Origin of the sequence: Uliginosibacterium silvisoli (genome assembly GCF_036017035.1) — a bacterium.
Lineage (GTDB): Bacteria > Pseudomonadota > Gammaproteobacteria > Burkholderiales > Rhodocyclaceae > Viridibacterium > Viridibacterium silvisoli.
Map to the genome: position 1 here is coordinate 119,830 of NZ_JAYXHS010000002.1, position 12,803 is coordinate 132,632.

Annotated in this window: 9 protein-coding genes; 7 read left to right on the forward strand and 2 right to left on the reverse strand. The window is 62.6% G+C overall.

Annotated features, from left to right (window positions below; all coding sequences use genetic code 11):
• The first annotated feature begins 144 nt into the window (after window positions 1-144).
• The 7 genes from trpE (at window position 145) to VVD49_RS10200 (ending at window position 10,194) form a co-directional block, all read left to right on the forward strand.
• Window positions 145-1,620, forward strand: a complete 1,476-nt coding sequence (gene trpE / locus VVD49_RS10170; RefSeq protein WP_327599962.1) for an anthranilate synthase component I — start codon at window positions 145-147, stop codon at window positions 1,618-1,620.
• A gap of 3 nt (window positions 1,621-1,623) precedes the next feature.
• Window positions 1,624-2,193: an anthranilate synthase component II gene (locus VVD49_RS10175; protein WP_327599068.1), complete on the forward strand. Its 570-nt coding sequence runs from the start codon at window positions 1,624-1,626 to the stop codon at window positions 2,191-2,193.
• Window position 2,194: 1 nt separating this feature from the next.
• Window positions 2,195-2,914: an SDR family NAD(P)-dependent oxidoreductase gene (locus tag VVD49_RS10180; protein ID WP_327599069.1), complete on the forward strand. Its 720-nt coding sequence runs from the start codon at window positions 2,195-2,197 to the stop codon at window positions 2,912-2,914.
• A 32-nt stretch (window positions 2,915-2,946) separates the two neighbouring features.
• On the forward strand, window positions 2,947-4,161 hold the full coding sequence (locus VVD49_RS10185) for a cation:proton antiporter domain-containing protein (protein ID WP_327599070.1): 1,215 nt from the start codon (window positions 2,947-2,949) through the stop codon (window positions 4,159-4,161).
• A gap of 31 nt (window positions 4,162-4,192) precedes the next feature.
• On the forward strand, window positions 4,193-5,215 hold the full coding sequence (gene trpD, locus VVD49_RS10190; RefSeq protein ID WP_327599071.1) for an anthranilate phosphoribosyltransferase: 1,023 nt from the start codon (window positions 4,193-4,195) through the stop codon (window positions 5,213-5,215).
• Between the two features lie 65 nt (window positions 5,216-5,280).
• Window positions 5,281-6,114: an indole-3-glycerol phosphate synthase TrpC gene (gene trpC / locus VVD49_RS10195; protein ID WP_327599072.1), complete on the forward strand. Its 834-nt coding sequence runs from the start codon at window positions 5,281-5,283 to the stop codon at window positions 6,112-6,114.
• Window positions 6,115-6,123: 9 nt separating this feature from the next.
• Window positions 6,124-10,194: a translocation/assembly module TamB domain-containing protein gene (locus VVD49_RS10200; protein WP_327599073.1), complete on the forward strand. Its 4,071-nt coding sequence runs from the start codon at window positions 6,124-6,126 to the stop codon at window positions 10,192-10,194.
• A gap of 12 nt (window positions 10,195-10,206) precedes the next feature.
• Here VVD49_RS10200 and VVD49_RS10205 read toward each other — a convergent pair whose 3' ends face one another.
• Together VVD49_RS10205 and VVD49_RS10210 are read right to left on the reverse strand one after the other, a co-directional pair.
• On the reverse strand, window positions 10,207-12,246 hold the full coding sequence (locus tag VVD49_RS10205) for a M48 family metalloprotease (protein WP_327599074.1): 2,040 nt from the start codon (window positions 12,244-12,246) through the stop codon (window positions 10,207-10,209).
• A gap of 142 nt (window positions 12,247-12,388) precedes the next feature.
• The gene (locus tag VVD49_RS10210) at window positions 12,389-12,679 is read right to left on the reverse strand and encodes a hypothetical protein (RefSeq protein WP_327599075.1); all 291 of its coding nucleotides are present in this window, start codon (window positions 12,677-12,679) and stop codon (window positions 12,389-12,391) included.
• Window positions 12,680-12,803 lie beyond the last annotated feature (124 nt).

Genomic DNA, 12,803 nt, shown 5'->3' on the forward strand with positions numbered 1-12,803 from the left:
AATCGCCCGCACTGTGCCGCCAAGCAAGACTGGCTGCGCAACGGGAGTTCGTGGCGTGTGCAGTAAAAGCACACCGCCAGGTCGTCACGAAGGTGCGATCTGATCTCGAAAACTGCAGTACCCGGAGTCATCATGACCGAAGCCATCTCCAAGGCCGAATTTGCGTCGCTTGCCGCACAGGGCTACAACCGTATCCCCCTGACGCTGGACACCTTTGCCGATCTCGACACGCCGCTGTCGATCTATCTCAAGCTTGCCAACGAATCCAATACCTACCTGCTCGAATCCGTGCAGGGTGGCGAACGCTTCGGGCGTTACTCCATCATCGGGCTGCCCTCGAAAACCCTGCTGCGTGCATCGGGTTTCAAGACAGAGATCGTCACTGACGGTCGTGTGGTCGAAACGGCCGAAGGCAATCCGCTCGATTTCATCGCCGAATACCAGAAGCGCTTCAAGGTCGCGCTCAATCCGAACCTGCCACGCTTCTGTGGCGGCCTCGCCGGCTACTTCGGCTACGACGCCGTGCGCTATATCGAACCGAAGCTGGCCGACACGCAGATGCCTGGCGGCCTCGACACGCCGGACATCCTGCTGCTGCAGACCGAAGAGCTGGTCGTCATCGACAACCTCAAGGGCCGCCTGAGCTTCATCGTCTATGCCGATCCGACACAGCCCGAGGCTTACGACAAGGCGCAGCGTCGCCTGCAGGGCCTGCGTGAAGCGCTGAAGAAGAGTGTCACTGCGCCAGAGGTGCATCGCAGCGAAACGCACCCGGTGGTGCGCACTTTCGACAAGGACGACTACATCGCCGCAGTGCTCAAGTCCAAGGAGTACATCGCGGGCGGCGACATGATGCAGGTGCAGATCGGCCAGCGCCTGTCCAAGCGTTTCACCGAATCTCCGCTGAGCCTGTACCGCGCGCTGCGCACGCTCAACCCTTCGCCGTACATGTACTTCTACAACCTCGGCGACTTCCACATCGTCGGTGCCTCGCCGGAAATCCTGGTGCGTCAGGAGACGACGCCGGAAGGTCAGAAGATCACCATCCGCCCGCTCGCCGGCACGCGCCCGCGCGGTGCTACGCCGGAGGCCGACAAGGCCGCGGAAGTGGAACTGCTTGGTGATCCGAAAGAGCGCGCCGAGCATTTGATGCTGATCGACCTCGCGCGCAACGACATCGGTCGTATCGCCAAGACTGGCAGCGTGAAAGTCACCGACGCATTCGTTGTCGAGCGTTATTCGCACGTCATGCACATCGTCAGCAATGTCGAAGGCTTGCTGAAGGACGGCATGAGCAGTCTCGACGTGCTGCGCGCGACCTTCCCGGCCGGCACCCTGACCGGTGCGCCGAAAGTACGCGCCATGGAAATCATCGACGAGCTCGAGCCCGTCAAGCGCGGCATCTACGGCGGCGCCTGTGGCTACCTGAGCTACGGCGGCGACATGGACGTGGCCATCGCCATCCGCACCGGCATCATCAAGGACCAGACGCTTTACGTGCAGGCCTCGGCCGGCGTGGTGGCCGACTCGGTGCCGGAACTCGAGTGGAAGGAAACGGAAGCGAAAGCCCGTGCGATGTTGCGTGCCGCCGAACTGGTGGAAGAAGGGTTCGAGGGCTAAATCATGATCTTGATGATCGATAACTACGACAGCTTCACCTACAACCTCGTGCAGTACTTCGGCGAACTCGGTGCCGACATGCAGGTCGTGCGCAACGACCAGATCACGCTGGACGAGATCGAGAAACTCGCGCCGGAAAAGATCGTGATTTCGCCTGGCCCGTGCTCGCCGAACGAAGCCGGCATCTCCGTGCCGACAATCAAGCACTTTGCCGGCAAGCTGCCTATCCTCGGGGTATGCCTCGGGCATCAGAGCATCGGCGCAGCATTTGGTGGAAAAATCATCAGAGCCAAGCAGCTCATGCACGGCAAGACCTCGCCGATCGAGCACGCCAACGTTGGCGTGTTCCACGGCCTGCCGCAGCCCTTCACGGCGACGCGTTATCACTCCCTCGCGATCGAGCGCGAATCCTGCCCGGACTGCCTCGAAGTGACGGCATGGACGGCCGACGGCGAAATCATGGGCGTGCGCCACAAGACGCTGGCCATCGAAGGCGTGCAGTTCCACCCCGAGTCGATCCTGACCGAGGGCGGACATCACATGCTGAAGAACTTCCTCGACGCGAAGTATTGATGTGAAGCTGGCGCTCATCAGCGGCGGATCGCGAGGCCTCGGCCAGGCGCTGTGTGCGGCGTACGCAGCGCTTGGCTACAAGGTCGTCGAGTTCTCACGCTCGGCGCCCGAGCCGTACTCGGTCGCGACCGACTTCGCTGATCCGGAGCACGCTGCGCGCGCGTTCGAAGATGCGATGAGACCGCTGGCGGCAGAGACCTGGGACGAGATCGTTGTCATCCACAATGCCGGCGTGCTCGACCCCATTGGTGCCGTGGCCAACAAGCGGACCACGCAAGTACTCGACAACATCAACACCAATATCACCTCGGCGCTGCTGTATCTGCGCGAAGCAATGCGCCAGTTCCAGTCGCATGCCTGTCGCAAGACCCTGGTGAACGTGTCGTCGGGCGCTGCGCGTAAGGGCTATGCGGGCTGGTCGCTGTACTGCGCGGGCAAGGCCGCGCTGGAGAACTTCGTGCGCGCGGTGGCGCTGGAGCAGGCGCAGGAAGAAGCGCCCTTCGTGGCGCTGAACATAGATCCCGGTGTAATGGACACGGAGATGCAGGCGACGATACGCAAGACGCCGGTCGAGGACTTTCCGGAGGTCGATCGCTTCGTGCTGCGCAAGCTGCTCGGCCACCTGCGGCCAGCGCGGGACATCGCTGCCGCCATCGTGCGGATTGTTGGCGGCGAGCAAGAGAGTGGCGGTAGAGTGGATGCCGCAGAGTTTCTGGCGTGACATGCTTCGTTTTGACTGAATCGGAACATTGAATGGACCCGTCCCTGATCCTGGTTGCGCTGGGGGCCATCGTGCTGATGGCCTATCTGCTGGATTTCGTGGGGCGTCGCCTGCGTGTGCCGGCAGTGGTGCTGCTGATATTCAGTGGCCTTGCGCTGAGCGCGCTGGACGATTTCACCGGCGTGAAACTCGATCTTCCGCATGAGCTGTTGCCGGTGCTGGGCACGGTCGGCCTGATCCTGATCGTGCTTGAAGGCGCGCTGGATATTTCCCTGACGCGAGAACACATCGGTCTCGTGGGCCGCACGGCGCTTGTTGCCTTGCTCGGCATCCTGTGTACGGGCGGGCTCATTGCCGTATTCCTGATGGCCGTGTTCAAGCTGCCGACCTTCCAGTCCATGCTGCTCGCGGCACCACTCGCGATCATCAGCTCGGCCGTTGCCATTCCTGCTGCCTCGGCATTGGCACCGAACCAGCGCGTCTTTGTCGTTTATGAAAGCTCCTTGTCGGACATTCTCGGCGTGATCATCTTCTACGCCTTGCTGAGCTACAACGGCAACGTGGGCGAGTTGCTCGTCTCGCAGATCGGGGAGGTCACGTTGTCGGTCGTTGTCGGTCTGCTCATGGCCCTGGCCGTGTTCTGGCTGATGCCGCGTATCGATCACCACGTGCGCGTATTGCCGCTGATCTTCGGCATCGTGCTGCTGTACGGGGTCGGCAAGATGATGCATCTGGCGCCGCTGGTCATGGTGCTGCTAGTGGGGCTGCTTCTCAACAACGGTTTTCTCATCGAGCGACTGACGCGTGGACGCATGAAGGCAGCTGCATCCTTCGCGACCGATCTGGAAGGCTTCAAGCACCTCACGGCCGAATTCACCTTTGTTGTGCGCAGCTTCTTCTTCGTGCTACTCGGTTTCAGCACGAAGCTCGCGAACCTGGCCAACCCGATGGCCTGGGGTATCGCCGCGGTCATCATGGTGTGCTGCATACTGCCGCGCTTGCCACTGTTGCGCTGGGTGGCGGGCGAGCGTTCCCGTGCCCTGGTATTTTTCGCGCCACGCGGACTCATCACGGTGTTGCTGTTCATGAGCCTGCCGGAGGAATATCGCCTGCCGGATGCGCCGCCCGCGACCGTGATGCTGGTCATCCTGATGTGGGCCATGCTGCTTACATATGGCAGCGTGCGCTTCAATGACAGTTCGCGTAAAGAGGCCGCGCCCGCCGGGTCGCCACCGACACTGCCGTGATTTTCGAAAAATTGATTCTGAGGACGAGCACATGACGCCGCAAGAAGCGCTTCAACGCACCATCGAACACCGCGAGATCTTTCATGACGAAATGGTTTCCTTGATGCGCCAGATCATGTCGGGCGAGGTGTCGCCCGTGCTGATCGGCGCCATCCTCACCGGCTTGCGCGTGAAGAAGGAAACGATTGGCGAGATCGCCGCGGCTGCGACGGTGATGCGCGAGTTGTCGATCAAGGTGCCGGTGAGTGATCCGCTGTCCGTGGTGGATACCTGTGGCACCGGCGGTGATGGTTCGCACACTTTCAATATCTCGACGGCTTCGATGTTCGTCGCAGCGGCGGCAGGCGCGAAGGTCGCCAAGCATGGTGGCCGCGCATCGTCGTCGCTGTCGGGTTCGGCCGATGTGCTCGAAGCACTCGGCGCAAAGATCTCGCTGACACCGGAACAGGTCGGGCAGTGCGTCGACGAGGTTGGCATCGGCTTCATGTTCGCGCCGAACCATCACAGCTCGATGAAGCATGCCGCGCCCGTGCGCAAGGAACTTGGCGTGCGCACCATGTTCAATATCCTCGGCCCGCTGACCAATCCGGCTGGCGCGGCGAACCAGCTGATGGGCGTGTTCCATGCGGATCTCGTCGGCATCCAGGTGCGCGTGCTGGAGCGCCTGGGCTCGCGTAACGTGATGATCGTGCACGGCATGGATGGCCTCGACGAACTGTCGATTTCTGCGCCGACTCTGGTGGGTGAATTGCGCAATGGCGAAGTGCGCGAATACCGCATCAGCCCGGAGGACGTCGGCTTGCCGATGCATGGTGCGTCGGCCCTGAAGGTGCGCAGCGTGGAGGAGTCGCGCGGCATGTTGCTGGCGGCGCTCGACGGTACCAACACGGCCGCACGCGACATCGTGGCTTTCAACGCCGGTGCGAGCCTGTATGTCGGTGGCGTGACGGATACGCTTGAGGAGGGTGTTGCGCTGGCCCTCGAGAACATTGCGAATGGTGCGGCACGCGCGAAGCTGGATGCGTTCGTGGCGCGTACCCAAGCCGCTGCCTGATCGCGCAGTTCAAATAGAACCTGCTTTGCAAGTAGTTTGAGAAGTACCGAGAAACTGGAGTTGTAATGTCGGACATCCTGCAAAAAATCCTTGCGACCAAGCGCGAGGAAATCGAAGTCGCCGAGCGCGCCTTGTCGCGTGAAGACATTGTCGAAGAGGCACGCGATGGCGTGCCCACGCGCGACTTCGTCGGCGCCATCCGCGCAAAGATCGCTGCCGGGCAAGCAGCTGTGATTGCTGAAGTGAAGAAGGCGAGCCCATCGAAGGGTGTGTTGCGCGAGAACTTCCAGCCCGCAGAGATTGCGATCTCCTACGAGCGTGGCGGCGCAGCCTGTCTGTCGGTGCTGACCGACAAGCAGTACTTCCAGGGCGCGACCGAGTACCTGCAAGAAGCGCGTGAAGCATGCAACCTGCCGGTGCTGCGCAAGGACTTCATCATCGACCCGTACCAGGTGTTCGAGGCGCGCGCGATGGGTGCGGATTGCATCCTGCTGATCGTCGCGGCTTTCCTGCCACCGGATGGCACGGTCAACAGCGCCACGACTCGCGCTGCCTTGTCGCATCTGCTCGAGCTGGAGCAGCTGGCACATGACCTTGGAATGGCCGTGCTGGTCGAAGTGCACAGCGCCGACGAACTGGACATTGCCCTGCAGATGCACACGCCGCTGCTGGGCATCAACAATCGCAACCTGCGTACCTTCGAGGTGTCGCTGGACATCACGCTGTCGCAACTTGCGCGTATCCCCGAAGGGCGCATTGTCGTCACCGAGAGCGGCATTCTGGGTGTCGCCGATGTGCAGCGCATGCGCGAGCACGATGTGCATGCCTTCCTCGTCGGCGAGGCCTTCATGCGCGCGCCCGACCCCGGCGCACAACTGGCTGCCCTGTTCTCGCGCTAGCCGCAGGCGATGACCGGCCCTGATCCACTGCCGGCAAAGAAGCCCCTGTGGCGACGTTTCATGCGTCGCCTGCTGTGGGCATCCATCGTGCCGCTGGTGCTTGTCTGCACCTTGCTCGGCGGACTCTACTGGTCCTTGGGAAGTGAGTCTGGCAGCCAGGCCCTGATTGCCGCGCTGTCGCGGTGGTCGGGCGGCATGCTGCAGATCGAGGGCTGGCAAGGATATGTCGCCGGTCAGTTCAAGGCGGAGCGGTTGCGGCTGCATCTTGCGGCGATGGATATCGACGCCGAGCGCGTGGCGTTCGACTGGCGCCCGAGAGCGTTGCGCAGGGGCTTGCTGAGCATCGAGAATCTGCATGTCGGTCGTCTCGAGATACGGCAAACGCCATCGGGCGATCCTTTGCGCATGCCAACCAGCCTGAGCTTGCCATTCCCGCTACATGTCGCGGCGTTCGATGTGAGCGTGTTGGCGATTGGCAAGCGCGCCGCCAAGGGGGCTACCCTGCCTCCGCCGGACCTGTTGTTGCACGACCTCACTGGCAGCGTCGACAGTGACGCGCACGCGCACCGTATCCATCGCCTTGCGCTCAAGCTGCCTGCCGGGAACGTGACGGCGAAAGGTGATATCCAGCTCAAGACGCCTTACGAACTGAATGCCCAGGCAGCATTTGTTGGCAAGCTGGCTGAGCGCGCAGTGAACGTAGAGGCGCGGGCTACCGGCTCGCTCAACAAGCTCGCGCTGACACTGCAGGCAAAGGGGCAGGGCATGTCGGGTACCGCCGATGTGCGCGTACGGCCTTTTGCCGCCTTGCCTGTCGAGCTGGCGCACATCGCGCTGAAAGGCGTAGACCCGGCGCTGTTTCACCCCGAGGCTCCGCACGCCTTGCTGGACGTGCTGGCGAATCTCACTCCGCGCCTGCCTGTTGCAAGCGGGCAGGGGGCGAGTGCTCCAGATCCCCTGCAATGGCAGGTCAGTGGTCCCGTTGAAGTGCTCAATCGCAAGCCGGCAACGATTGACGCGGGTGGCGTGCCCGTCGAGCGACTGTCCTCGAACCTGTCGTGGGCCGAAGGGGCCCTGCAGCTGGAGGGGCTGCAGATCTTGCTGCCCGGGCGTGGGCGCATCGCCGGCAAGCTGAAATGGCAGACACTTGCGACCGATGCTATCGGCCGCATCGAAACCGAGCTGAGCGTCCAGGGGCTCGATCCGGCGCGTCTGCACAGCCGGCTGCGGCCAATGCAGATTGCCGGCAAACTCAGCGGCAAGAGCGCACCGGGGGTGGGCAAGAACGCTTCGCAGGTGCAGGCCTTTCGCATTGACCTTGCCTCTGGCGATTTTCGTCTCACGGCACAGGGCGGGCAGCGCGACGGCGTACTCGAATTGCAGCAGGCTGCGCTGACGGCCGGCAAGGCCAGCGTCGAGGCAAGTGGCCGCTATCAGTGGCAGGTGCAGCCCGGTGCGCAGGATACGCAGGCTTTCAGCGCCAAGGGACGCATGCTGGCATTCGACCCGCGTGCTTTTGTGCCGTCAGCGCCGCAAGGCAATCTCAACGCCGAGTTCTCGCTGGATGGCGCGCTGAAGCCGACTTGGCGTGCGCACATGGCATTGGCCATCGCCAGCAGCACGCTGGCTGCTTATCCGTTGCAAGGTCGTGCGAATCTGGTGGCCGAGCCTGGCAGGGTGCATGACGCTGATGTTGCGCTGGATCTGCTGGGCAACCAGCTCAAGCTGTCCGGCGCAGTGGGGCATGCCGACGATCGTTTGCAGATCCTGGTCGACGCTGCGCAGCTTGGCCGCCTGCAGTCGGGCTTGCGGGGCACGCTCACGGCCCAGGGCTCGGTGGGCGGTTCGCTGCAGGAGCCATTCATTGCGCTCACTGCCCAGGCTCGCGGCCTCGGTCTGGCGGACACCGCCAGTGTTGAATCGGTACAGGCAAAACTGCAGCTTGAGTCGGGCGCCAGGGGGGCGCTGGATGGCAACATCGATCTCAAGGGCGTGCGCACCGGGGGCGACAAGACGGAGCCGCTGCTGCGCAATGCCAATGTGGCGATCAGCGGCCGTCGCGATGAACACACCGTGCGCATGAATGCTGCTCTGATCAAGAATCAGAGTCTGAGCGTGACGGCGGAAGGCGGCTTGCGCGCAACCCCCGCGACTACAGGTGCCGTGGCCACGAATGCCTGGCAAGGGCGCCTGACGCAACTATTGGCACAGGGGCCACTGGCATTGCGATTGAAGAGCCCGGCGGAGATCAGCATCGCACCGCAGCGCGTGGCTTTGGGCGAGGCGCAGCTTGAGGCCGACAACGGGAACGTGCAGCTCACCACCACCGAGTGGACGCCATTGAGAAGCGTCGCACGGGGGCGCATGACGGGGTTGCAGATCGGGTTTGCGGTTGATGAGTTCCAGCACACCGTCATGCGCGGCAAGAGCCTGCAGCTTGGGGCCGAGTGGGATGTAACGCTGGCCGAGCGAGCCAATGGGCTGATCCGCGTGTTCCGCGAAGGTGGGGATTTCATTCTGCATGGCGATGCTCCGGTGGCGCTTGGACTGGAAACGCTGGAGCTCAATCTTGCCGCGCAGGAGGACCGACTGGCGCTGTCGGCACTGGCCAATGGCAAACGCATCGGCGCCATCAATTTTGCCGGCACAGCGCTGGCGCGGCGTCAGGGCAGCCAGATCAGCCTCGACCCCGACGCGGTGCTAACGGGGGTCGGGCACGTGGATATTCCGGCACTGGACTGGCTCGGCCCGGCAATCGATCAGAACCTGCGCACAGGCGGCAGTATCGTCGGCGATTTCAACATTCTGGGTACTGCAGCCAGGCCGCAGAGTAGCGGGCATATCGTTGGCAGCAAGCTGACCCTGGGGCTGGCCGACCAAGGGTTGCGTTTGCGCGATGGCAACCTGGAGCTGAATTTCGATGCGGCGCGTGCCACCCTCAGCAAACTCGATTTCCGGGCCGAGCGCAGCATGCAAGCACCTGACCCGCGCCTGCGCGTACTGCATCTGCCGGGCGCCGACGCCGGAAAAGACGAGTCGGGGCGCCTCAGCGGTAGTGGCGGCATCGACCTCAAGACCGGGCAAGGCAAGTTCGAACTGACGGCAGACCATGTCCCGGCCCTGCAGGGTGCCAACCAGTGGATGCTGGTGTCAGGCACGGCCACCATCGACAGCGGCTGGAACTCGATGGACCTGAAAGCGAAGTTGCGTGCAGATGCTGGCTTCATCGGGGTGCCGAAATCAGGAGCGCCCACGCTCGGCAATGACGTGCAGGTAAGGGGCCAGCAGCCCAAGCCACCACAACGCATGCGCCTCAATGTCGATGTTGATTTCGACTTTGGCAGGAATTTCATCGTCAAGGCCTGGGGAATCGACACATGGCTCGACGGACAGTTGCGTGTGCAACTCGCCCAAGGGCAGCAGCCGCGTGCCACGGGGGCGCTGCGCGCGCGCGACGGAGTCTTCGAGGCCTACGGACAGACGCTGACGATAGACCGCGGGCTGATCAATTTCGCGGGTCCGCTGGACAACCCTGCGCTCAACGTCGTGGCCGTACGCAAGGGGCTGGCAGTCGAGGCGGGAGTCGAGGTGACGGGATTGGTAAGACAGCCACGTGCACGCCTCGTGTCCGATCCGGAGGTGCCGGAGAGCGAGAAGCTGTCCTGGATACTGCTGGGCCGATCCAGTGACGTGCAAGGAGGAGATGCTGGTTTGCTGATCGCGGCAGCCAGCGCAGCCTTCAGTGGCGACGGCCCCCCCATCACCTCGCGTGTCGCGAACACCTTCGGCTTTGACGATATCTCCCTGGGGCAGGGTGGCACGTCCAGCCGTCCGGTGCAGAGCCGCGTGGCCAGCAACTCCACGGGTTCAAGCGGCTCCACGACTGGCTCGGTCAATGAGCAGGTGGTCAGTTTCGGCAAGCACCTGTCGGCGAAGGCTTATCTCGCGCTGGAGCAGAACCTCGAAGGGACCGAGAGCATCGTCAAGATCACCTACAAGCTGACGCGCTATCTCTCGCTGATTGCCGGCGGCGGGACCGATAACTCACTGGACCTGCACTACGACATCTCGTTCAAGTGACTGGCGTTGCGATTACCGCAGGAACTCGCTTTCGTCGGACTGCTTCGGTAGCTGGGCTCGATTGGAGATGCGCTTGCCGACATCCTTGTGCCACACCACGTCGTTGTCGACCGCGTAGAGCCAGCAAGCTTCGCCCAGGCGTTCGCAATAGCTCAGGGCGTCTTCCATGGCTGCAGTGCCCAGCCAGTAACGACCAGAGCCTTCCTTCGAAATCACGAAAGCTCGCGGCGAAGGTTTTTCGAGGAACGCGCGATAGGTTGCCTGCTGTTCCTGCGGCAGCGGCACCGCCGCGAGGTCCTTTACATCGGCAAAGCCGCTGGCAATCGGTTTTCTGCGGGTTTCCTTGCCATCTGCACCGTCTGATGCGGGTGGGGCCAAGGCAGCTTCCGGCGCCCCCTGCAAAGTCCAGACGACACGGTCATCGACCGCGTACAGGTAGCAGGGGCGTCCGCGCGACAGCACCAGGCAATAGGCAAGGGCATTGGCCGAAGCGTTGGGGCCGGACCTGGATGCCCATGCCGCCGTACCACTGCCGTTGGGGCTGATGGCAAACGCGCGGGGCCGCATCGTGATATTGAGAAAGCGTTCGTAACCCACGCGCCCCTCGTCATTGATCAAGGGCACGTCCTTGATCCGGTGCAGACGTGCATCAACGCTATCGGCAACCGATGGCTGTGGCGTACGGTCGGCCGTTTCGGGATTCCACACCACGGTGTCGTCGACGGCGTACAGGAAGCACGGCACCGTGGGCGTTGAACAGGTTTTCAAGGCGTCTGACGCGGCATTGGTGCCGGCACGGTAAGACCATGCCGTGGCTCCAGCGCCGATCGCAAATGCACGTGGGCGCAGCGGCGTGGTCAGGAATCGTTGGTAGCCTGCGCGGCCTTCATTGTTGATGAAAGGGACGTCCCCCACGCGATATAGCCGAGGGTCTGTGCCATTGGCAGTGCTGTTCAGGTTCGGCGTGACAGGCCCGTCGGGCGCTACCGCCACGAGTTCCGCGCTGAGGCTGGCGGGCAGCGATTTGCGGTCGGGCAAGAGCGGCTGGCCGTTCAAGCGCTTGAGCCGGATCTCAACAAGCGTCGCACGTTGCCAGACGGCGCGTTCCGCCGTGAAGGGGTGACGCTGGGCCAGTCCGCCATCGCTCCGGCTGGGCCGATTACTGGCCACGCGACGCCAGATATCCGTGGCACGCTCGACGTCATATCCGGCCTGCGCGGCAATATAAGTACCGAGATAGTCTGCGGAGCGCTCTTCTCCCGCATCGTACTTCGCTGCCACTTTGCCTCCAGCAGGGGGGCGAGGCGCTGGCCAGGCAGCATGCAGGAAAATGCTATGGGCAATTTCATTCGCCAGCAGCAAGGCCAGCTCGTCGTCACTCGTGATGAAGCGAAGCAAGCCAGTGCTCACGGACAATGAATTGTGCGTGATGGCGGCAATGAGTGCGTCGTCAAATACCAGGCGCGGAATTTCATTGCAGATCAGCTGTGGCCTGAGTTCCAGGCTGCGCACCTGCTCTCCTGTTCCTAGCCTCATCTCGAACGGCATGTTCTGGGCCAAGGTGTTGAGAGGCCGCGTAAAAACCCAGGACGGCTGCAGCGTCTTGTCGGTGGCCGTGTCTTTCAAGGAGATCAGGCGATCGCCGTCCCGCACGCCTGCTGATCGATACGGACTGGATGGCACCTGCAGGAACTGCGGATTGCCGGAGGCGTCGTTATCCAGTGCTTCGAGAAAACCGCGGCGGAGGTCTTCGGGCACATCCGTGACGCTGATGGGGGGGACGCCGAGGCTGTAGCCCCGGCTCTGCAGACAATAAGGGCTCGCAGCCTGAAGAATCGTGTAAGCCACACGCTCAAGACGAGTCCGGTCTGCGAGGTACAGACGCGTCTCATAGATGCGAAGGATGCGCGCTTCTGTGTCAATCGCGGAGGCTGATGCCGGCGACGTTTCCGCCGCTTGGGCCATGCAGGTCAGGGCCGAGATGAATAGCCCGAACAGCGCGCAGCGCGCGCGGCGTAGAGGGCGTTCCGGCAGGCAGCCATGCATGGTCATTGCTTGGAGTCCAGTCTCTTGTCTTGCTGCGCTTGCGGCCTGTTTTGTGTTTTTGGGTGCGTACAGGCTTCCTGAGCGAACTTGGTGCTCACCGCGCAGACGTTTTGCCGCCATATTGTAGCTGCCAGCACAAATGGCGCACCTACAACCGGTGAGGAGCCGTGACCGGGGTCAGGTTCTGCACGAAATCCGGCTGAAGCGTTTCATTTTCCGGACCGTTGAGAGCAGTTTGCCCTTGCGAATAGGGCAATGCGGAAAAGAAAAAAGGCACGTAACGTGCCTTTTTCGCGTCTGTGGAGCGATCAGCTGTCGCCGCCGCCATCACCACCATCACCGCCGCCCCCGTCTCCACCGCCGTCACCTCCACCATCACCGCCGCCGCCATCGCCGCCTCCACCATCCCCTCCACCATCCCCGCCACCGCCGTCAGCAAGCGCGCCAGACTTTCCTTTCATCAGCTGACTGCGACGAACACCGCGGATGTGCAGCGCAAGGGACCAATTTGTCGACTGATCACCTGCTGCTTCTTCGGACCCACCCATCTCAACATTCTTTTT

What these genes read in the sequence shown, in the direction of transcription:
- trpD (WP_327599071.1), top strand. Translation starts at nt 4,193, where the DNA reads ATGACGCCGCAAGAAGCGCTTCAACGCACCATCGAACACCGCGAGATC.
- VVD49_RS10200 (WP_327599073.1), top strand. Translation starts at nt 6,124, where the DNA reads ATGACCGGCCCTGATCCACTGCCGGCAAAGAAGCCCCTGTGGCGACGT.
- VVD49_RS10205 (WP_327599074.1), bottom strand. Translation starts at nt 12,246, where the DNA reads ATGACCATGCATGGCTGCCTGCCGGAACGCCCTCTACGCCGCGCGCGC.
- trpC (WP_327599072.1), top strand. Translation starts at nt 5,281, where the DNA reads ATGTCGGACATCCTGCAAAAAATCCTTGCGACCAAGCGCGAGGAAATC.
- VVD49_RS10175 (WP_327599068.1), top strand. Translation starts at nt 1,624, where the DNA reads ATGATCTTGATGATCGATAACTACGACAGCTTCACCTACAACCTCGTG.
- VVD49_RS10185 (WP_327599070.1), top strand. Translation starts at nt 2,947, where the DNA reads ATGGACCCGTCCCTGATCCTGGTTGCGCTGGGGGCCATCGTGCTGATG.